Here is a 21,377-nt window from a genome sequence, read left to right as displayed (position 1 = left end):
TGGTCGACTGCATGCATCGTGACGGAGGGCAGCCGACCCACGGTCGGCTCTACGTAGTGCGACGTTCAGCTGCCCCGGATCAACACCAGCTCCAGCGCGATCCAGCCGAGGAAGGCCACCACCAGCACCGCGCCTTCGCGCCGGCTGATCGTCAGATCGCCGCGCAGCATCGGGTAGAGCACCAGCACGAAGGCGATCGCCGCCGGCAGCTCCAGTTTCACGAACGATCCGGGCAGCGCCAGCGGCCCCAGGGCGGCCATGCCACCGACCACCACCAGCAGGTTGAACAGACTCGAGCCGATCACGTGGCCGAGCACCATGTCGCCCTGACCACGCCGGGCGGCGGCAATGGCTGCCGCCACTTCGGGCAATGCGGTGCCGATCGCCACCGGCAGCAAGCCGACCAGCAGCGGCGACCAGCCCAGCCCCGCGCCGAACACCGGTGCGGTCTGCACGATCCAGCGCGCGCCGAAGTAGAGGCACACACCCGCGAACAGCAGCCGTAGCATGTTAAGGAACAGCCCGGTGCGGGTCATCGCATAGCCGGCGATGGCCTCGCGCACCGGCTCGGATTCCAGCTTCGCCCGGCGCAGCAGGACCACCAGCAGGGCGACGAAGGCGAGCAACAGCACAGCCCCTTCCCAGCGCGCGATCACCCCATCCAGGCCGAACAGGATCAGCAGCGCACTGGCGGCAGCAAGACACACCAGCAAGGGCGAGAGCAGCCGCGCACGGACCAGCAGTGGCGCGGCCAGCGCCGCCAGGCCCAGGGTCAGGCCGACGTTGACGATATTGCTGCCCACCGCATTGCCCAGCGCGAGTTCTTCCGCGCCGACCACGAAGGCACGGGCGTTGACCACCAGCTCCGGCAGCGAGGTGCCGAAGGCCACCAGCAGCAACCCGGCCACGAACGGCGACGCGCCGAAGCGCTGGGCCAGACCCGAGGCGGCCCGGACGATGGAGTCACCGCCTAGTGCCAACAGCACCAGGCCCAGCACGAACCAAACAGTGGCAGCGATCATCTGGTGCTCCCCGGTGACAGATGTGAGCCGATTCTAGGGCCAGCCCACGCCAAACAGTGAAGGCCCGCCCCGGCGCTGTGGCCGGAGCGGTGCCGGTGGCTCAGGAGCAGCCTTCCACGTAGTCCACCTGCGGAGTCTTGCCAACGCGCCAGGCGGTGACGTTGCCATCGCCGTTGATCTCGAAGTTGACCAGCGCACCGCCCTCGCTGGCCGGGCGCACGCGCAGGTTGTGGCCCTTCTCATCGTACTTGTGCGGGGTCAGGTCGCCGCGATCCGGGTACAGCGTCTGCAGTTGGCCCAGCGACATCCCCACCTTGCCGCCACCGGGGGCGACGATGCGGTCGTTGCGCACGTCGTAGCGCACCAGACGCTTGCCTTCGATCATGAAGATCACGTCCTCGGCCTGCGCGCCTTCGGGCCGCAGGGCATGGCAGTAGTCGTCGGCGACGTCGCCCTGCAGGGGTGCCTTCCAGGCTGCCCGGACCTCGTCCAAGGTGCTGCCCAGCGCCACGGGACCGTAGCCATCCAGCCGCGCCGGTCCCTGCGTCACCGTGCCCGGTGCCGCCGTGGCGGGCGCTGCCGGCGCGGTGTCCGCCGCCGGTGCAGGCACGGCCGCCTCGGCATCGCTGGACGGGGTTTCCGGCGCGCGCCCGCACGCGGCCAAGGCCAGCACCATCCCCACTGCCATCACGCTTCCCAGCTGTTTCATGCCTGCATCCTCCCGTTGAATGGGCGCAGCCTAGCGCGAGCGCTGTGTGGGCGACATGCACAGTGTCGCTGTCATCCGCGTTTCACGTGCCGCGCTCAGGCTCGGCCTGCACCGCATCGACCCCGCCCCCATGCAACCGCAGAAGACCGACCTCGCCCGCACCGCTCTGCAGGCCCACCGCGCGCCCTTGGACATGCGCCAGCGCCGGCTGTTGATCCTGTGCGACGGCCAGCGTGACCTGGTCCAGCTGGTCCAGCTGGTGGGCCCGGAGACCCCGGCGATGGTGATCCAGCTGATCCAGAGCGGCTATCTGGTGTCGAGTGCGGTCGCGGAGGCCGCCGTTGTCGCGCCGGCCGCGCCCGCACCTGCGGTGACACCGACCGCGGTGCCGGCGCCGGTGACCGAACGCCGCCGATCGCTGGTGGCCGCCCGCATCTATCTGCTGGACATCCTGGAACTGCAGCGTCATCCGCAGGCGGCGGCGCTGTTCCACACCGTGCAGCAATCGCGCAGCGACGAGACGGTCATGGCCGCGCTGCAGGCCTCACTGGATGCGCTGCCGGGCCTGACCTCCACCGGCTACGCCGAGCGGGTGCGGCAGCGGTTGCTGGAGGTGCTGCCGAAGGAACATGCCGAGCGGTTCCAGATCGCGGTGGTTTGAGCCCGCGTCAGCCCGAGAAATTCGCCTTCAACCCCTGCCAGCACTGCTGGTACCCGCGCTGGCGATGCGCCGCGTCCATCGCCTGTGCGGTGGGGCGGATCACGCCGCGGGTTTCGAACATGAAGGCCATGGTGTCCTTGATCACGTCCGGTTTGCTCAGGTCGGCGGCGGAGGCCTTCTCGAAGGTCGCCGCGTCCGGGCCGTGGCCGCTCATGCAGTTGTGCAGCGAGGCACCGCCGGGCACGAAACCTTCGGCCTTCGCATCGTAGGCGCCATGGATCAGGCCCATGAATTCGCTGGCGATGTTGCGGTGGAACCACGGCGGGCGGAACGTGTTCTGCGCGACCAGCCAGCGCGGCGGGAAGATCGCGAAATCCATGTTGCTGGTCCCCGGGGTGTCGCTGGGCGAATGCAGCACGAGGAAGATCGAGGGATCGGGATGATCGTGGCTGATCGAACCGATCGTGTTGAAGCGGCGCAGATCGTAGCGGTACGGCGCGTAGTTGCCGTGCCAGGCGACCACGTCCAGCGGCGAGTGATCGATATCCGCACGCCACAGCTGGCCCTCGAATTTGGCGATGAGTTCGAACGCGCCGTCGATGTTCTCGAACGCCGCATGCGGGGTTTCGAAGTCGCGCGGATTGGCCAGGCCGTTGGACCCGATCGGCCCCAGGTCGGGGAGCTTGAGCAGCGCCCCGAAGTTCTCGCAGACGTAGCCACGGGCATCGCCATCAGGCAGCTCGACACGGAAGCGCACGCCGCGCGGGATCACCGCGATCTGCTGCGGTTCGACCTCGATCACGCCCATTTCGGTGAGCAGACGCAGGCGGCCGAGCTGCGGCACGATCAGCAGCTCGCCATCGGCGTTGTAGAAATAGCGGCCCTGCATGTCGCGGTTGGCGGCATACAGGTGGATACCCACGCCATGGTGGGCGTCGGGCGAGCCGTTGCCCCCCATCGTGTACAGCCCGTCGATGAAATCGGTGGGCGTGGTGGGCAGTGGCAACGGATCCCAGCGCAGCTGATTGGGCGACACCGCGCCGTGCGCGAAATCGCCGTGCAGATGCGGCTGGGTAAAGGGGGTGAACTCACCGTGGGTCACCGCCGGGCGGATGCGGTACACCCAGCTGCGGCGGTTGCTGCCGCGTGGCGCGGTGAATGCGGTGCCGGACAGCTGTTCGGCGTACAGGCCATGGGCGACACGCTGCGGGGAGTTCTGCCCCACCGGCAGCGCACCGGGCACCGCCTCGGTGGCGAACTCGTTGCCGAAACCGGTCTGATAGCCGCGCGATGACATCGGGTTGTTCATGGTCCTGCTCCGCCGGAGGCGTGGATGGCAAGGGAGTACAGCCAGTGGCACCCACGCGAACGCGGATGCCACCGTTGAAGCGTAACGCCGACGGATGCCGGACGCTTTACCGCAGGCGTCTTACAGCACGCCGCGCTTGATCTGATCGCGCTCGATGCTCTCGAACAGCGCGGTGAAGTTGCCCTCGCCGAAGCCTTCATTGCCCTTGCGCTGGATGATCTCGAAGAAGATCGGGCCGATGCAGTTGGTGGTGAAGATCTGCAGCAGCTTGCGCTGGTGCGTCTCCGGGTCGGCATCGATCAGGATCTTGTTCTTGGCCAGGCGCGCGACGTCTTCACCGTGGTTGGGTACGCGCATGTCGATCACATCGAAGTACGTGTCCGGTGTATCCAGGAACTCCACGCCCTGGGCGCGCATCGCTTCCACGGTGTCGTAGATGTTCTCGGTGAAGCAGGCGATGTGCTGGATGCCCTCGCCCTTGTAGGCATCGAGGTATTCGTTGATCTGGCTCTTCGGATCGGAGGATTCGTTGAGCGGGATGCGCACGATGCCATCCGGGGCGGTCATCGCCTTGGACACCAGGCCGGTCTTGAGGCCCTTGATGTCGAAGTAGCGGATCTCGCGGAAGTTGAACAGGCGCTCGTAGTAATCCGACCACTGCTGCATGTTGCCGAAGTACAGGTTGTGGGTCAGGTGATCGATGAAGGTCAGCCCGAAGCCCTTCGGGCGCGGGTCCACCCCTTCGATCGGCGCGTAGTCGGTATCGAACATGCTGCCGCTGGCGCCGTAACGGTCGACCAAGTACAGCATGCAGTCGCCGATGCCCTTGATGATCGGGGCGGCGACGGCGCGGGTGTCGGGCTTGAAGTCGATCGCTTCGGCACCGTTGCCCAGCGCCATCTGGTAGACCTCATCGCCCGGCTTCTTGAAGCGGATGGCGAAGCCGCAGGCGCACGGACCGTGCTTCTCGGCGAAGTCCGAGGCGAACGAATCCGGCTCCTCATTGACCAGGAAGTTCACGTCGCCCTGGCGATAGACCGTGATCGCACGCTGCTTGTGGCGCAGCACCGCGGTGAAGCCCATCTTGCGGAAATAGTCGTGCAGTTCCGCGCCACGGCCGGCCGGGGCGGCGAACTCGACGAACTCGAAACCATCGATGCCCATCGGGTTTTCGAAGGTGGTGACCTGCATGCCCGGATCGGGTGCGAAGGACGCGGTGCTCGTTTGGCTGGTCATGCTGTGGCTCCAAAGCAGTCCGCATCGGAAAAAACCAGGTGCGGTAGGAAGACAGACCCGCGAGAATGCGGAGTCCGGAACGTAGGTTATAGTTTCACATGAAACCACCATCAAGGTGCACCGCAACATGAGCCCGCCCGATCCCAGCAGTCACAGCATCCGCGCCTCGCACGCCCTGCTCGATCTGGAGCAGTTCCTGCCTTACCGGCTGAGCGTGCTGTCCAACCGCGTCAGCGGCAACATCGCCAAGCTGTACGGGGACCGTTATGGCCTGGCGATCCCCGAGTGGCGGGTGATCACGGTCCTGGCGCTGTATCCGGGCTCGTCGGCCAGCGAGGTGTCCGATCGCACCGCGATGGACAAGGTCGCGGTCAGCCGCGCCGTTGCCAGACTGCTCGAACGCGGCTTCATCAAGCGTGAAACCCACGGCGATGACCGCCGCCGCTCGGTGCTGGCGCTGTCGGCCGCCGGGTTCGAGGTGTATGAGACCATCGCCCCGCTGGTGATCGATATCACCCGCAAGCTGATGTCCGTGCTCAGCGAAGAAGAGGAGCAGCTGCTGGAAACGCTGATCCTGCGCCTGGCCGGGGAAGGCCTGCAGCGGATGGACGAGTAGGCAACGACCGTTGGTCGTTGCGGCTCAGCTGAGGTGCTTGCGCCGTGCATGCACCCACGGCGCGGCCAGGGCGCCGATGGCGCCGGCGGCAAAGCCCAGCGAGGCGGCCACTGCGGCCGCCTCGATCGCGCCTGGCAGGGCCAGTGCAGCGACCACCAGCAGCAGTGACGGCAGGCCGATGAACACGGCCATGAAGTAGCGCCAGCGCGGTGACCAGGTCCCGACCTGGAGCAGACTGACCGGCATCCACGTCTCTGCCGATGCATCCTGCGCGACCTTGGCCGCGACCTTGGTCAGGTCCGCCTCCACCGGCCCCTTGCCGGTGCGCGCGGTGGCCAGCATCGCGGCCACCTCATCCACCGCCGGGAAGCTGGTCGGCCAGGTCTGGGGGGCGCTCACGCCATAGGCGGTCAGCAGCGGCACGCTGATCCAGGGCGCCAGCAAGGGCCGCACCTTGCGGCGGTCCATCACGCACCAGATCTGGGTCACACCATGCGCGGTGACGCTGTACAGCGCCAGCTGCGCTGCAGCCGGGTACGGCAGCATATGCACGCGCGCAGCCATGCTGTCGTAGCCCATCGCGCGCAGGAAGCCAGGACGGGTGCGTCCCTCGTGTGCCCACGCCAGGCCGAGCGCACCGACCAGGTAGGCCTCGGCAGGATCTTTCACACCGGCACTGGCGCGATCATCGCTGGCCAGGAAGAACGCCAGCGACTTGGGCTCGGCGACATCGTGCTGATCCCAGCGCCCGGCATCGCCGAGCACGTGTTTGAGCGGCAGACGCGCGGGCGCGGTCTCGTCCTTGCTTGCGTTCTGCAGGAACGGCACCACGCTCAGCACGAAGCCCTGCAGGTCCACGCCCCGGATGCCACTGCCCGGCCACTCGGCGGGAATCAGGCCCGGCAGCGTGCCTTGGCGCGCGAGCGCGTCCAGCTGCGCCTTCTGCTCGACCAGTTTCTGCACGGCCGCCTTGAGCAGCACGTTGTCCGGCACGGACACCATCGGCAGGCGGTAGCGGATAGCGCCCGGCGCCGGGGTCTCCGCCTCGGCATCCAGCGCATCCGGCGCGGTTTGATCGTCGAGCAGCACATCGACCGGCGGCAGGCTCACGCCGGCCGGCGCATCAAGGGAAACTTCGGTGGTGCTGTCGCTGGTGCCCGGCTGCATGCGTGGATTCCGTCGGTTGTCCGCCACGAACAGCGCGGCATGAGGTCCTTGGAGGTAGCGGCAGGGCTGCGCAGAAATTGAGCGCAAAAAAAACCGCGGAATCCGCGGCTTTTTCGATCATGACGCCTTCGGTGGCGCCCATTGCTTCATGAAGGCGAAGAAGCGGCCACGGTCGTAGCCCTTCTTCTGCCCCTTGTCCGCCTCCAGCTCCCCGGTGAACTGCGAATGCAGCAGCGTGCCGTCGGCATCGAGCACGAACAGGTGGGGGTAGCCCTTCACTGCCGGGAACTGCGACAGGAACGCCGCGTTCTCGTTGTCTTCGCTGTAGTTGACCTTCATCCAGACATAGTTCGCATCGCGGAAGCTGCGGATCTCCGCATCGCCCTCGATGAAACCGTCCATCAGATGGCACCACGGGCACCACTCGCCGCCCACGTCCAGGATGATCCGCTTGCCGCCGCGCTGGGCCTCGACCTTGGCCGTGGCCAGATCGGCGACCGGATCGCGGGCGGGATCGAACTGGGCGTTGAGCGCCGCGATCGCGGCGATGTCCGCCGCGGCCGGGGTGTTGCCCGAGGCCACCGGTTCGCCGGGATCGGCGACCGGGGGCTTCTGCTCGGAGGTATCCAGCGGCTGCGCAGGCGCAGCGGTGGGCGCCGACGACGGCGAACAGGCGGCCAGCAGGCCGGCCGCGATCATCGACATTGCCGCTGCTTTCATGCGCATCGCAGACCTCACTTGACGCCGTGCATCAGCTTGTTGATCAGCGGGGCGACCAGGAACAGCACCACGCCGGAAATGATCAACGCCCAGAAGCCGAAGGTGTAGCCCTTCAGGGCTGATTCCACGGTCATGCCGCCTTCGCCGCTGACCACACCGGCGAAGATGCCGGACATGTTGTTGCCGATGCCGGTGGACAGGAACCAGCCGCCCATGCCGAAGCCGACCAGACGCACCGGCGCCAGCTTGGTCACCATCGACAGGCCGATCGGCGACAGGCACAGCTCACCCACGGACTGGATGACGTAGACCATGAACAGCGTCCAGAACGGAATCTTGCCGTCCACGACCATGCTCGACAGCGCCACCATCAGCAGCGCGAAGGCCGCACCGTTGAACAGCAGGCCCAGGCCGAACTTGCGCGGGATCGACGGGTTGGCGCGACCCAGCTTGATCCAGATCCAGGCAATGATCGGGGCCAGGGTGATGATCGCCACCGAGTTGACCGACTGGAACCAGGCAGTCGGGAATTCCCAGCCACCCAGGTTGCGGTTGACGATGTTGTCAGCCAGGAAGGTGAACGAGCTGCCGGCCTGTTCGAAGAACATCCAGAACATCACGTTGAAGGTGAAGATGATCAGCATCGCGATGACGCGGTCACGCTGGACCTTGCCTTCACGGATGCCCTCCACCAGCAGCAGCACTGCCAGCGCGATGAACATCACGCCCAGGATCCAGGCCAGCGCGGTGGCGCCGGTGGAGAGCAGAAAGAAGGCGACCGGGATCGCCACGATGGCACCGATGAACACCATCACGATGCGGCCATAGCCCTCGGCACCGGCCGGTGGGGCGCCAATGCCCTTGAGGCCGGCACGGCCGACGTAGAACCAGGCCAGGCTGATCAGCATGCCGATGCCCGAGGCGATGAAGACCATCTTGTACGACGGCATCGCCTTGGTGCCGAACACGCTCTCGGCCAGGTACTGGGTCAGCACCGGAGCGATCATCGCGCCGATGTTGATGCCCATGTAGAAGATGGTGAAGCCCGAGTCGCGGCGCTCATCCTTCAGGCCGTACAGCTTGCCGACCATGGTGGAGATGTTGGGCTTGAACAGGCCGTTGCCGATGATGATCGTGGCCAGGCCCAGCTCGAAGATTTCCTTGTTGGGCATCGCGACCATGAACAGGCCCGCAGCCATGATCACCGCGCCGGTCAGGATCGAGCGCTGGTAACCCAATACCCGGTCGGCAACGTAGCCACCGAAGATCGCCGCCGCATAGACCAGCGCCAGATAGGCACCATAGGTCCGGCTGGCTGCGGCCTGGCCGGCCGAGTCGCCTTCGAAGAACTGCGCGACGATGTACAGCACCAGCGCCCAGCGGATCCCGTAGAACGCGAAGCGCTCCCAGAATTCGGTCATGAACAGCATCCACAACGGGCGCGGATGGCCCAGCGTGGTCTTGAACTCCGGCAACGCCGGTTCGGGAACGGATTTCGCGGCGGTGTCTACGCTCATGCGGGATTCCTGGGTTCGGTGGAAGACATGCACGTCCGATGTGCGAAAGCAGCGCGGGAGAATCCCAGACCAACCACGTTCACGTCAAATACACGCTGATGTGTACCGCTGGCAGCACGGTCGCTGAACTTGCATCTGCAACTGCCGGTCCACGACCGGCAGCGCAGCAACGGCGGGGCCTGCCGCACCGTACGGCGGATGGACCGGCTAAATATGAATAGGCTTATTGCAGGGGATGCCCGATCAGGCATCCGGCGGCATCGGATCGTCGTTGCGGATCGTGGTGCGCACCTGGAACAACTCCGGGAAGAAGGTCAGCTCCAGCGCCTGGCGCAGGAAGCCGACCCCGCTGGAGCCACCGGTACCGCGCTTGAAGCCGATCACCCGCATCACCGTGCGCATGTGGCGGAAGCGCCACAGCTGGAAGGCGGTTTCCAGATCGACCAGGTCTTCGCACAGCGCGTACTCACGCCAGAAACGGTCGGTGTTCTGGTAGATCCGCTCGAACACCGGGTGCAGCGCATCGTCGGCCACGTGCGGCTGCTGCCAGTCCCGCCCCTGATAGCCGGCCGGGACCGGATGGCCGAAGCGGGCCAGGTAGCGCAGGAACTCCTCGTACAGGCTGGGGGCATCAAGCACCTCCTGCAACTGGGCCTGGCCGGCCGGGTCATGCGAGAACACCTGCAGCATCTGCGCGTTCTTGTTGCCCAGCAGGAACTCGATGTAGCGGTACTGCAGCGACTGGAAGCCCGACGACGGGCCCAGCACATCGCGGAAACCCATGTACTCCGAAGGGGTCAGCGTCTCCAGCACCGACCACTGCTCGGTGAGCTGGCGCAGCACCTGCTTGCTGCGCGCCAGCACCTTCTGGCATTGCCAGACCTCGTCGCGCTTGAGGTGAGCGATCGCCGCGCGCAGCTCGTGCCCCAGCAGTTTCAGCCACAGCTCGGACGTCTGGTGCTGGATGATGAACAGCATTTCGTCATGGTGCGGCGGGTTGGACAGCGGCTGCTGGGCCGCCAGCAGCTGATCCAGGCGCAGGTAGCCGCCGTAGGTCAGCCGCCCCTCCAGATCGGTGTGGATACCGGCTTCGAGATCGCGTTGGTTCTTGTCGACGGACATGGCAGGGACCGCTTGAGGGGCAGAAAGGGTAGCGCAGTGGCCTGCTGGCCGTGCATCTGGCGGCCGGCGGCTTACCGTTCCACCAACTCGGCCGAGCGCACGACGTTGACGCCGGGCCTCGGCGCCAGGGCCGCCTCGACCAGCGCGGCCGCAATGAGCTCGGCCGGATTGATCCGCCACGCCCGTGGAAGGACCGGACCCAGTGCGCCCAGCACCAGGCTGGCCAGATGCTCGCCGGTGCGCCGCTCGGCCCGCTCGCCCCCGATCAGCCCGGGGCGGACCAGGGTCAGGGAGGGGTAGCCCAGTTCCCGCAGGTCCTGCTCCAGCCGGCCTTTGACCTGGTTGTAGAAGATGCGCGAGCCCGGGTCGGCCCCCATCGCCGAGTTCAACGCGAAGGCATGCGCGCCTTGCGCCCGCGCCAGCCGCGCCACCGCCAGCGGCGCGTCATGGTCGACCCGCGCGAACGCCTCTTTGCTGCCGGCCTGTTTGATCGTGGTACCGAGCGCGCAGATCACCGCATCCACCGCCCACCAGTCGGCCTCGGCCCGCAACTGCGCGAAGTCCACCACCGGATTGACCAGCGCGGGATCGGTGATGCCCACCGGGCGTCGGGTCGGTGCAACCACCGCATCGCAGCGCGGGTCCTCCAGCAACTGCCGCAGCACGTGACTGCCCACCAATCCGGTCGCGCCCACCAGCATCACCTTCATCGCATTCTCCTGCCTCGCTCGTGCTTACCATCCTGCCATGCAGGATCGGTTCAAGCGTGACCGGACTGCGCCGATACTGTTCCAACCTCTCCACCGCTCCGGCCCCCGGCCGTGCCCTGCAAGGACCTGCCGCATGACGGACCCGCACGACCCTCCCCCCAGCCCCGGCACTGCTGTCGGGCGGCTGCTGTCGCGGCGGCAGAGCGTGGGGACCGCGGTGGACACGCGCAGCGAACCGGCCCCGGTCCTGAAGGGCGGCAGCAGCGCGATGCTGCAGCGCCTGTTTGCCGGGATCGACAGCCCCGAGCCCCTGCTGGCCGCATTTGCCAATGGCATGTCCACCCTGCCCGGCGAGCTGGGCGACATGGGCCTGCGGCTGCAGTCGGCGCAGCGCAGCGGCGACTGGGTCAGCTACGGCCGCGCGATGCGCCAGCTGATCGACAAGTACATCCGCACCATCGAACAGGAAACGCCCGACGGCCAACCCGACAGCCTGCGCCTGCGCGAGCTGCTGCGGCACACCCTCGGGGTGACCGTGGCCAGCCTGCTGCAGAACATGCCTGAACTGCGCGAAGAGCCCGGGCACCTCGCCGGTGAGGTGCATCGCTGGCATCCCGGCCAACCGCTGCAGCCGATCGAAGTCCGGCTCCGCGAGCTGTCCCACCAGATCGGCGTACGCAGCGATGGCTGGCAGGAACAGCAGGAGCTGTTGCTGAGCCTGTTCGATCTGCTGCTGGACAACATCGGCGAGCTGCTCGACGACAGCAGCTGGCTGCACGGCCAGGTGCACGCGGTGCGGTCACTGATCGGCGGCCCGCTCGATCGCGACTCGGTGGAACAGGCACGCGCCAACCTGCGCGAAGTGATCTACAAGCAGGGCCTGCTCAAGCAGGGGATCGTGGAATCCAAAGCGGCGATGAAGAACGTCATGGGCGGCTTCATCGAGCGCCTGGATGGCATGGCGGTCAGCACCGGCGAATACCACGACCGCATCAGCAGCTATGCGCTGGCCCTGAAGGAAGCGCGCAGCATCGCCGATCTCAACCAGCTCCTGCAGGACGTGCTGGTGGATACCGGCCGGGTGCAGGAACAGGCGTTGCAGGCACGCGACCACCTGGGCAATGCACGCCGCGAGGTGGAGCAGGCCGAGCAGCGCATCGCCGAGCTGGAGCAGGAGCTGCGTGATGTCTCCGGGCTGGTCCGCACCGATCCCCTGACCGGCGCGCTCAACCGGCGCGGGCTGGATGAACTGCTCGAGCGCGAAATGGCGCGCGCCGCCCGCCATGGCCATCCGCTGGCGCTGGCCCTGCTCGATCTGGACGATTTCCATCAGACCAACACCCTGCACGGCCATGCCGGCGGCGATGCGGTACTGCGCCATCTGGTCGAGGTCTGCCAGCTGCACCTGCGCAGCAGCGATGCGATCGCGCGCCTGGGCGGGGACGAGTTCGTCCTGCTGCTGCCGGAAACGCCGGCGGCGGACAGCATGTCCACCCTGCTGCGGCTGCAGCGCTCACTCGCCCAGCGGCCGCTGCCGTTGGAGGAGCAGCGGGTGCCGGTGCATTTCAGCGCCGGCCTGGCGCAATGGCAGCCGGGCGAAGCGGCGGACGCGCTGTTGCGACGCGCCGATACGGCGCTGTATGCGGCCAAGCGGGTCGGCAAGAACCGCGTGCAGGCTGCCGAGCCGGCGCGCTGATCCGATGGCTGTGATATTCCGCGCCCCGGCGCGAATCACCCGGGTATGCACATGACCCTGCCCCGCACCGCCCACGATCCACGCGCGCGCTTCGCCGCGTTGCTGGAGCAGCATCGCGGCATCGTGCTCAAGGTGGCGCGCGGTTACTGCCATCAGCACGAGGATCGGCTGGATCTGGTCCAGGAGATCAGCGTGCAGGCGTGGGCGGCATTCGAGGATTTCGACCCGGCGCGGGCGCGCTTCTCGACCTGGTTGTATCGGGTGGCGCTCAATGTGGCGATCTCGCAATGGCGTCGCCAGCAGCACCGGCAGGGCCACCACGCACCATTGGACGACGATCTGCCCGCGGTGGACGACGCCGCACCGCCCGAACACCGCCACGCGTTGCGCCAGCTGGAGCTCGCCATCCACGCGCTGCCACCGCTGGACCGCGCCCTGATGCTGCTGCACCTGGACGACCACGACCATCGGCAGATGGCCGAGGTGCTGGGCATCAGCATCGCCAATGTTTCCACCCGCCTGCACCGGGTGCGCCAGCAGCTGCGTACCCGCTTGAACCCCACCGACTGAGGGAACCACCATGCAACCGGATGAGCTCAAGCAGCTGTGGAGTCACGCCAACGCTCCCACCGACGCGCAGGAGGCCTTCGCGCTGGATGCGTGGCGCAGCCATCGGCAACGCGCCGTACAGCATCAGCTGGGGGCCTTCAGCCTGTGGCAGTGGCTGCAGCTGGCGATCTGGCTGGCCGTGGCGGTGTACTGCGGCAGCCAGTGGTGGCAGCAGCCGCCGCTGGCGGTGATGCTCAGTGCGCTGTCCCTGCACGCGTACTGCATCGCGGCCATCATCGTCAGCATCACCCGCCTGCAGCGCCGACGACAGCTGCACCCCACCCATACGGTGGTGGAGCAATCGCAGCAGTTGGCCGCGCTGCGCTGGCATACCGCACTGACCGAACTGCTGCTCGGCCTGCCGTGGTGCTGGCTGTGGCTGGCGGTGCCGGTGCTGGTGGCCTGGCAGGCGTGGGGGGTGGATCTGGGCGCGTTCGCCGCACCGTGGCTGCTGGTCTCGCTGGGTGCAGGGACGCTGGCCATGATCGCCGCGATGGTGGGTGCGCGACGCTGGGTTCAGCGTGCGCCGGCCTCACCACGGCTGCAGCGCGCGATCGACGCGCTCTCCGGGCGCCGCCTGGCCCGTGCCCGCGCCGAACTGGAGGCCCTGCGCGGGTGGGAATCGGCCTGAGCTGGCCGAGCCTCAATGCGCCGGCTTGGCCCCGCGCAGCTTCTGGAATGCGGTGACCGCGCCCAGCACCACCGCGCCGATCACCACGCCGACGATCACGTTGCCCAGCGCGTTGATCAACCAGCCCCAGCGGCCATCACCGCCCATCTCCAGAATGGCGTGATGCAGCGGCGCGATGCTGTGCACCAGGATCCCGCCGCCGACCAGGAACATGGCCGCAGTGCCAGCCACCGAGAGGAACTTCATCAGCCACGGTGCGGCCACCAGCAGGCCCCGGCCGATCGCGGCCAGCGCGGCGCCCTTGTTGGACAGATACAAGCCCAGATCGTCGAGTTTGACGATGCCGGCGACAAGGCCGTAGACGAACACGGTCATCGCCAGCGCGATCACCACCAGCGCGGTGACCTGGTTGAGGAAGGGGGCGCTGGAGACCACGCCCAGCGACAGCACAATGATCTCCGCCGAGAGAATGAAGTCGGTGCGGATCGCGCCCTTCACCTTGTCCTTCTCCCAGGCGACCATGTCGACCTTCTCATCGGCCAGTGCCTTGACCCGCTCGGCCTTGCGCTGTTCGTCCTCATCGCGCGAATGCAGGAAGCGGTGCGCGAGCTTCTCCACGCCCTCGTAGCAGAGGAAGGCGCCGCCGATCATCATCAGCGGGGTGATCGCCCACGGCAGCCAGGCACTGATCGCCAGCGCGGCCGGCACCAGGATCGCCTTGTTGACCAGCGAGCCCTTGGCCACCGCCCACACCACCGGCAGCTCCCGGTTGGCGCTGACCCCGGTCACCTGCTGGGCGTTCAGCGCCAGGTCGTCGCCGAGCACGCCGGCGGTTTTCTTGGCCGCCACCTTGGTCAGCACCGCCACGTCATCCAGCAGGGACGCAATATCATCGAGCAACGCGAACAGACTGGCACCGGCCATGGTGGATCCAAAGGAGGAAGCGGGAGCGCCGATTCTGACCGATCCGCCCCCTGTCGCGGTAGCGGGTGCGGATTCACCGGCCCACCACCCCCGCCCGGCCACACTGCCGGTGATCGTCGCCCCGGAGTCCTGCTTGAACACCACGCCCGTCGTCCCCGGTTCGCCGTCGCTGGTCAAGGGCATGAACCGTCGCAGCCAGATCCTGCGCCTGCTGTTGCGCTACCGTAATTCCGGCGTGTTTTCCGGCATGAACCTGGACGCCCGCGCGGTCCACGATGTGCCGCCGGACGGCAACCCGGAGCAGTTCGTCACCGATCTGGAATCGCTGGGGCCGACCTTCGTCAAACTGGGCCAGATGCTTTCCACCCGGCCGGACATGGTGCCGGTGGAGTTCGCCACGGCCCTGGAGCGCATGCAGGAGAACGTAGCGCCGATTCCGGTCGAGCGCGTTGCGGCGATCATCGAACAGGAGCTGGGGGCCTCGGTCTCCAAGCTGTTCGCCAGTTTCGATCCGGTCCCGCTGGGCTGCGCCTCGATCGCCCAGGTCCACCGCGCCGAACTGCATGACGGGCGCCAGGTGGCGGTCAAGGTGCAGAAGCCCGAGGTCGCCGCACAGCTGCGCTCGGACCTGGAGGTGCTGCGCAGCTTCGCGTTGGCCGCTGACCACCTCACCCAGGTCGGCCGTCGCGTACGCCTGCGCGACTGGCTCAATGAGTTCGCCAAAACCCTGATGCAGGAGCTGGACTACCAGGCGGAGGCCGAGAACCTGCAGCGCTTCGGGCAGCACCTCAAACCGTTCAAACCGCTGTGGATGCCGCAGCCGATCTGGGACTACTGCAGTCATCGCGTGTTGACCATGGAGCTGGCGCAGGGCGTGCGCGTGGACATGATCCCCGACGTGCGCCGCACCGAACAGCCGATGGCGCCGCTTGCCGCGGCGTTGATCCGCGGCTATGTGGATCAGATTTTCGTGCACGGCGAGATCCATGCCGATCCGCACCCGGGCAACCTGCGCGTCACCCCGGACGGTCGTCTGGCGATCTTCGACCTGGGCATGGTCGCGCACATGCCGCCGCGGCTGCGCGAGCGCCTGCTCAAGCTGCTGTTCGCGGCAGTGGATGGACGCGGCGAAGAAGTCGCCGACGAGATCATCGGCATCAGTACGCGGCTGGAGTACTTCGACGAGGAACGCTACCTGCGCGAGACCGGCCAGGTCATCGCGCGCTACGCGGCCAACAGCAGCTTCTCCGAAGGCCGCGTGGTGCTGGACCTGGTGCGCATCGCCACCGCCAGTGGACTGCGCACCCCGCCGGAGCTGAGCCTGCTCGGCAAAGCACTGCTGAATCTGGAAACTGTCTGCCGACTGCTGTCGCCCGACCTGGATACGCGCCGCATCGTGGAGAAACAGCTGCAGCACGTGATGCGCGCACGTCTCAAGAAATCGCTGTCCAAAGCCAATCTGGCCAGCGAGGCGATGGAGATCCAACAGCTGCTGCGCGATGGGCCGCGCAAAATGACCGACATCCTCGCGCTGCTCGCCGAGAACCGCCTGCAGATGAAAGTCACCGGGCTGGAAGAATCTCGCCTGATGGAGAACCTGCAGAAGATCGCCAACCGCGTGTCCGCCGGTATCGTCACCGCCGCGCTGATACTCGCTGCGGCGATGATGATGAAAGTCGATACCGGCTGGCATCTGTTCGGCTATCCCGCCATCGCATTCACCTTGATGTTGATCGGTGTGTTCCTTGGCCTGGGCATCATCCTCAGTGCGCTGATCTTTGATCGTCGTGCGCGCTCGAAGGAAGAACGCGGGCACCGTTGACGCGATCTCCACGCACGTCAAGCACGTCACGCATTCAGACACGACGATCAGACACCCTCCACAACGCGTGATGCAGTGCTGCATCGCGCGCACTCCTTCACGCGCGTTTTACGTCGCATATCGCAGTGCGATAGGTGATCGAGCCTGTCGTTTTCAACAAACATTTCAGTCAGGTTCGTGCAGGCATGATCGAGTCATCGGCTTGTCATGCATGTGTGGTTGAGACAGCCGGTCGGATGGGAACTGCGTCGTCATGACGTCCATCACCACCTGTCTCCACTGCCAAAAGTGCTTATGCTCTGGATCCTGCTGCTGTCACTGTTGCTGCTCACCTGGCTGTTCCTCGCATCTGACAAATGGGTGTGGTGGAAGGCAAGCCTGATGTCATTGCTGCTGCTGACGCTCAGCGCATGGTGGTTGATCAACAAGTTGTCCGGTGACGGTCTCAATGCAGCCACGCTGTACCACCTCGGCGCGGACATGGAAGGCGCCGGTGTCGCCGACTTCAAGCACTACATCGCCGGCTTCATCGCGCTGGCCCTGGTCTCGCTCACCCCCTTGCTGCTGGCACGCCTGCGTCGCCGCCACCGCCCCGCGCATGGCAAGGCGGTGTTTGCCGGCTTCATGGCCATGTGGTTCGTCGCGATCGTGGTGAGCCCGCTGTACAGCGATGGCCAGCGTCTGTACCAGCAGATGCGCCCGGTCGACTACAGCATGGTCAAAGCGGAGTACCGCGTGCCCACGCAACCGCTGACCAAGCCACGCAACATCGTGTGGATCTATGGCGAAAGCCTGGAACGCACCTATCTCGATGACAAGACCTTCCCGGACCTGATGCCCAACATCAACCGGCTCGCCGCGCAATCGTTGGACGTGCGCGGGCTGGTCTCGGCCGAAGGCGGTGGCTGGACCATCGCCGGCCTGGTCTCCTCGATGTGTGGTGTGCCGCTGACCACCGCCAAGGAAGACGAAAACAGCATGGGCCGCATGGGCAGCTTCCTGCCCGAAGCGGTCTGCCTGGGCGATTACCTCAAGCAGCAGGGCTACACCAATCACTATCTGGGCGGGGCCAACGGCCAGTTCGCCGGCAAAGGCCAGTTCCTGGCCACGCATGGCTTCGATACCGTCGACGACCTGGCCTGGTTCAAGCAGCAGAAGATCACCCGCGCGCATTTCTCCCCGTGGGGCGTGCATGACGATGTGCTGCTGGACAAAGCGTATGACCGCTTCGTGCAGCTCTCGCGCAAGGGCGAGCCGTTCATGCTCACCACGCTGACCATGGACACCCATCACCCGGCCGGTCACCTGCCCGTGGCCTGCAAAGGCACCCGCTACAAGAGCGAGCACGGCAACATCGGCATGCTCAATGCGCTCAAGTGCACCGACGGGCTGATCGCCAAGCTGGTCGACCGTATCCATGCCAGCCCGTACGGCGAAGACACCCTGATCGTGATCGCCTCCGATCACCTGGCCATGCCGAACGATCTCAGCCATATCCTGGCCAAACAGGAGCGCGAGAACCTGCTGCTGTTCCTGGGCAAGGACATCGCCCCGCGCCAGCTGGCCGCACCAGCCGGCTCGACGCTGGATTCGGGCGCCACCCTGCTGAGCCTGATCGATCCGGCCATCGATTCGATCGGCTTCGGCCGCTCGCTGCTGCATCCGGAGCGTTCGGACAGTGCCAGCGCCGCGGTGTTCCGCGACAACGGCAAGGACTACCCGCGCTATCTCGCCTTCTCGCGCTCGCTGTGGCTGGGCGACAAGACCCGCCAGCTGCGCATCGATGACGACAACCAGGTGGTGATCGGCCTGCAGCATGTGCAGCCGCCGGTGCTGCTGGAGTACGACAAGCACTGGGACCTGAAATCGGTCTACCTGGAGAACACCTCCAAGCAGTTCGATCTGGCCGACCCGTCCAATACGCTGGCCTACGTGGATCGCTGCACCGCGTTCGAAGACGGCTCGGCCGATGGTGACTGGTGCGCGATGCTGGTCAACCAGGACAAGGGCATCAAGCTGTTCCGCGATGACCAGCTGCGCGGTGGCGTGGCGGTGGATGGCCCGCTGGATCCGTTCAACGGCCCGCGCCCGAGCATCCGCCAGGCGCACATGATCACCCAGAAGGGTCGCCGCACCCGGGCCGGCCAATACATGGTGCAGCTGGTGACCAAGCAGTCACCCGACCGCGGCTTCTGGATCGAGGCGGTCTCCTCGCAGCGCAAGGTGGTGGTCGCCCAGCAGTGGGTACAGCCGGATGCCGAGGGTCGCATCAACCTGAGCTTCGGCCTGGACCACGAGGTCGATGATCTGGAGGTGCGTGCCTGGTTGAACCACGCCGAGAAGCTGGCCGTGGATACCTTCGCGCTGGTGCCGTCGCGCCGCGGCAACCGCGGCTGACGGCGCCGGAAGGTACCGATCAATGGTCGGTACCTACCGGCCTGCTTACGCGTCCGGGGCCGGCGTCGCCGCCGGATCCCGCACCAGATGGATATCCGTCGGCGAGGACAGCGCGATCCCGGCCTCGGCAAACGTCTGCAGCACCGTGAAGTACAGCTCGCTGCGCGCGCCGTACACCGCACGCGGGCCTGACACGTAGGCGAAGCTGTTGATCGCGATCTGCCCATTGGCGATCGAGTCGATGAACACCGACGGTGCCGGGTCGCTCAGCACGCCCGGGTGATCGGTGTAGGCATCCAGCAGAATCTGCCGCAATGCGGCCACGTCCGTGTTCAACGGCACCGAGAACTGGATCTGGATCCGGCCCTGCGCGTTGCCCATCGTCATGTTGCGGATGGTCTTGGTGATCAGCTCGGAATTGGGCACGATCAAGGTGGACTTGTCGCCGACCTGGATCTCGGTCGAGCGCACGCTGATCCGCTTGATGTCGCCTTCCTGGTCCCCCAGCTTGACCCAGTCGCCGATCTTGACCGGCCGCTCGGCCAGCAGGATCAGGCCCGAGACGAAGTTCTGGGTGATCGCCTGCAGACCGAAACCGATACCCACCGACAGCGCGCTGACCACCAGTGCCAGCTTCTCCAGGCCGATGCCCAGCGCGGTGACACCCCACAGCACCGCGGCGATGATGCCGAGATAACGGGTGACGGTGCTGATCGAGTTGCGCGCACCGGCATCCAGCTCGGTCTTGGGCAGATAGGTGTCGCTCAGCCAGCGCTGGAAGGTCTGCATCACCGCCCACACCACCAGGAAAACCAGCACCGCGTACAGCACGCTGCTCGGCCGGAGCGTGGTCTCACCGATCTTCAGACCGCCGGACAACGAGTCCAGACCGCCCAGGAAGGCGTTGAGGTTGCCGAACGGCGCGGCCAGCATCAGCACGCCCAGCACGATCACCCCGACCCGCAGCACCGCCGAGAGCAGCACGCCGGCCTGCTCCACCCGCGACTCGCTGAGCCCGGTGGTCAACACGATGGTCTGCCCGGCACGGCTGCTGGGCGCGAGCACCCAGGTGGCCAGGTCATCGGCAAACTTGAGCAGCAGCGAGACCGCCATGAACACCACCGCGACCCAGACCAGCTGCTGGGCCACGAACAGCGCGAAGTTGAGATACCCCAGCAGTGTGGCGATCACCGCTGCAGCCACGGCGATGTGGCCGACCAGACGCGCCAACACGATCCAGCCACTGCGGCGAGGTGCCCCTCGCACCTTGCCATCGCCACCGGCGCGGGGATCGGCCCGTGCTTCGGCCTCGGCGGCTTCGGCCGCCTGACGGTTGTGCATGCGCGCCAGCGAGGTCAGGATCGCGATGATCAGCCCCAGGTAGGTCAGCGCCATCAACCCATCGGCGGCCACCGTGGTCACTTCGCTGGTGCGGGCTGCACGGTCGAGGGCAACCAGCATGATGCTCAGCCAGGTCAGGCCGGCCGCGCCCCACGCGTACTTGCGCAGCCGCAACGCCGCACTGTCATCCAGCGGCAGCAGCCGCCACGACGGGCGCTTGGGTACCAGCAGACAGGCGCTGAGCGCAGCGATGAAGGCCGCCACGAAGGTGGCCACCTCGAACGTCTCGGCCACCTGTTGCAGGCGCGGCGGAATCGCGCCGATCGCATCCAGCGACTCCACCAGGGCAACCGCCGCCAGGCCCGGCAACAGCGTGCCGACCAGCAGCAGCCACACCGCCAGGCCAGAGCGGCGCAGGCGTCCATCGGGTGCACGCTCGGAGGCGGCAAAGCGGCGCCCCAGCGCGCGCAGCCACAGCCGCAACGGGAAGAACATCACCAGTGCGACCGCCAGCCCGATCAAGGGCGCGTTCCAGCCATGCTTGGCAATGGCCTTGCGGGCCGCGTCTTCGCCCAGCCGATAAAGAATGGCCAGGCGGTGCACATCGTCCGGCACATCCTTGGCGAAGCTGCGCCACAGCGCAGGCGACAGCGGTGAGGCGACCTTGCGGCTCAGCTGTTCGCTGAACTGGGTGACCCGCATCTTCTCGATGCGCTCGCCGAGTTGCTTGGCATCCACTGAGAGCAGCTTGGCGCGGGCGATCTGCGCGGTGATGTCGGCCTTCTGCTGGTTCAGCGCCTTGCGCTGCCGGCTCACTTCCGGCGGCTCGACGGTGCCTTCGGCGACCTGGCCAAGCTGCTCGAGCCGCGCATCCACCTGCTGAAGCTGCGGGTCGAGGGCGCTCTGCAGGCCGTCGGCATCGCGCTGGACGGCCAGGGCGCGGTCGGACAGCGCCTTCAGGGTTTCAGTGGTGCCCGCATCCTCCAGCGCATCGCTGGTGGCGCGCAGCGCTTTTTCGGCCTGGACCAGTTGTTTGGCCGGATCCGGGGGCGGATCCGTGGCCTGCCCGAGAGCGACCGGCGCGGCGCCGAGACAGGTCAACAACAGCAGCCAGCCCAGCGACCGCACCACAAACGAAGAATGACGAAGCGACACGCCAGCACCAACG

The 21,377-nt window shown here is 66.7% G+C and carries 18 protein-coding genes; 7 read left to right on the top strand and 11 right to left on the bottom strand.

The features are described 5' to 3' along the window. Positions 1-65: 65 nt before the first annotated feature. The gene (locus tag ABE463_RS07170; protein ID WP_346467680.1) at positions 66-1,022 is read right to left on the bottom strand and encodes a sodium:calcium antiporter; all 957 of its coding nucleotides are present in this window, start codon (positions 1,020-1,022) and stop codon (positions 66-68) included. 100 nt (positions 1,023-1,122) lie between these two features. Continuing rightward, positions 1,123-1,731: a hypothetical protein gene (locus tag ABE463_RS07165; protein WP_346467679.1), complete on the bottom strand. Its 609-nt coding sequence runs from the start codon at positions 1,729-1,731 to the stop codon at positions 1,123-1,125. A 130-nt stretch (positions 1,732-1,861) separates the two neighbouring features. Between ABE463_RS07165 and ABE463_RS07160 the strand changes: the two genes are divergently transcribed. Further along, a complete protein-coding gene (locus ABE463_RS07160) occupies positions 1,862-2,392 on the top strand; it encodes a hypothetical protein (protein ID WP_346467678.1) in 531 nt (176 codons plus the stop codon). Between the two features lie 7 nt (positions 2,393-2,399). Here ABE463_RS07160 and hmgA read toward each other — a convergent pair whose 3' ends face one another. Together hmgA and hppD are read right to left on the bottom strand one after the other, a co-directional pair. Further along, positions 2,400-3,701, bottom strand: a complete 1,302-nt coding sequence (gene hmgA, locus ABE463_RS07155; protein WP_346467677.1) for a homogentisate 1,2-dioxygenase — start codon at positions 3,699-3,701, stop codon at positions 2,400-2,402. A 120-nt stretch (positions 3,702-3,821) separates the two neighbouring features. Continuing rightward, on the bottom strand, positions 3,822-4,937 hold the full coding sequence (gene hppD / locus ABE463_RS07150) for a 4-hydroxyphenylpyruvate dioxygenase (protein ID WP_259258823.1): 1,116 nt from the start codon (positions 4,935-4,937) through the stop codon (positions 3,822-3,824). A gap of 127 nt (positions 4,938-5,064) precedes the next feature. Here hppD and ABE463_RS07145 point away from each other — a divergent pair, with 127 nt between their 5' ends. After that, entirely contained in the window at positions 5,065-5,553 is a 489-nt protein-coding gene (locus ABE463_RS07145) for a MarR family winged helix-turn-helix transcriptional regulator (RefSeq protein WP_259258821.1), read from the top strand. Between the two features lie 24 nt (positions 5,554-5,577). On the opposite strand, the gene ABE463_RS07140 is transcribed toward ABE463_RS07145, so the two are convergent. From ABE463_RS07140 to ABE463_RS07120, 5 genes are all read right to left on the bottom strand, one after another. Beyond that, complete coding sequence (locus ABE463_RS07140; RefSeq protein ID WP_346467676.1) at positions 5,578-6,720, bottom strand: hypothetical protein; 1,143 nt, start codon at positions 6,718-6,720, stop codon at positions 5,578-5,580. 117 nt (positions 6,721-6,837) lie between these two features. Then, on the bottom strand, positions 6,838-7,446 hold the full coding sequence (locus tag ABE463_RS07135) for a thioredoxin family protein (protein ID WP_259258819.1): 609 nt from the start codon (positions 7,444-7,446) through the stop codon (positions 6,838-6,840). Between the two features lie 8 nt (positions 7,447-7,454). Further along, positions 7,455-8,957 (bottom strand): peptide MFS transporter, encoded by a 1,503-nt coding sequence (locus ABE463_RS07130; protein ID WP_123729945.1) that lies wholly within the window; start codon positions 8,955-8,957, stop codon positions 7,455-7,457. 243 nt (positions 8,958-9,200) lie between these two features. After that, positions 9,201-10,079 (bottom strand): tryptophan 2,3-dioxygenase family protein, encoded by an 879-nt coding sequence (locus tag ABE463_RS07125; protein WP_259258816.1) that lies wholly within the window; start codon positions 10,077-10,079, stop codon positions 9,201-9,203. 71 nt (positions 10,080-10,150) lie between these two features. After that, positions 10,151-10,789 carry an NAD(P)H-binding protein gene (locus tag ABE463_RS07120; RefSeq protein WP_346467675.1) on the bottom strand — a complete coding sequence of 213 codons (639 nt, stop codon included), beginning with the start codon at positions 10,787-10,789 and terminating at the stop codon, positions 10,151-10,153. Positions 10,790-10,922: 133 nt separating this feature from the next. On the opposite strand from ABE463_RS07120, the gene ABE463_RS07115 reads away from it, so the two are divergent. The 3 genes from ABE463_RS07115 to ABE463_RS07105 are packed head-to-tail and all read left to right on the top strand — an operon-like array spanning position 10,923 to position 13,725. After that, entirely contained in the window at positions 10,923-12,485 is a 1,563-nt protein-coding gene (locus tag ABE463_RS07115; RefSeq protein WP_346467674.1) for a GGDEF domain-containing protein, read from the top strand. A 51-nt stretch (positions 12,486-12,536) separates the two neighbouring features. Then, positions 12,537-13,055 carry a sigma-70 family RNA polymerase sigma factor gene (locus ABE463_RS07110; protein ID WP_346467673.1) on the top strand — a complete coding sequence of 173 codons (519 nt, stop codon included), beginning with the start codon at positions 12,537-12,539 and terminating at the stop codon, positions 13,053-13,055. A 10-nt stretch (positions 13,056-13,065) separates the two neighbouring features. Beyond that, entirely contained in the window at positions 13,066-13,725 is a 660-nt protein-coding gene (locus tag ABE463_RS07105) for a hypothetical protein (protein WP_346467672.1), read from the top strand. A gap of 12 nt (positions 13,726-13,737) precedes the next feature. Here the strand turns inward: ABE463_RS07105 and ABE463_RS07100 are convergent, their stop codons facing one another. Next, on the bottom strand, positions 13,738-14,649 hold the full coding sequence (locus ABE463_RS07100) for a DUF808 domain-containing protein (protein ID WP_259258808.1): 912 nt from the start codon (positions 14,647-14,649) through the stop codon (positions 13,738-13,740). 181 nt (positions 14,650-14,830) lie between these two features. On the opposite strand from ABE463_RS07100, the gene ABE463_RS07095 reads away from it, so the two are divergent. Together ABE463_RS07095 and ABE463_RS07090 are read left to right on the top strand one after the other, a co-directional pair. Next, a complete protein-coding gene (locus ABE463_RS07095) occupies positions 14,831-16,471 on the top strand; it encodes an AarF/UbiB family protein (protein WP_184997280.1) in 1,641 nt (546 codons plus the stop codon). A gap of 294 nt (positions 16,472-16,765) precedes the next feature. Beyond that, positions 16,766-18,868: a phosphoglycerol transferase I gene (locus tag ABE463_RS07090; protein WP_346467671.1), complete on the top strand. Its 2,103-nt coding sequence runs from the start codon at positions 16,766-16,768 to the stop codon at positions 18,866-18,868. A gap of 45 nt (positions 18,869-18,913) precedes the next feature. On the opposite strand, the gene ABE463_RS07085 is transcribed toward ABE463_RS07090, so the two are convergent. Further along, the gene (locus ABE463_RS07085) at positions 18,914-21,364 is read right to left on the bottom strand and encodes a DUF3772 domain-containing protein (protein WP_346467670.1); all 2,451 of its coding nucleotides are present in this window, start codon (positions 21,362-21,364) and stop codon (positions 18,914-18,916) included. Between the last annotated feature and the right edge of the window lie 13 nt (positions 21,365-21,377).

The sequence above is a fragment of the Stenotrophomonas sp. TWI819 genome, from assembly GCF_039673075.1.
Lineage (GTDB): Bacteria > Pseudomonadota > Gammaproteobacteria > Xanthomonadales > Xanthomonadaceae > Stenotrophomonas > Stenotrophomonas rhizophila_B.
The sequence above is the reverse complement of the archived record's forward strand: the minus strand, read 5'-3'. Positions and strand labels throughout refer to the sequence as shown.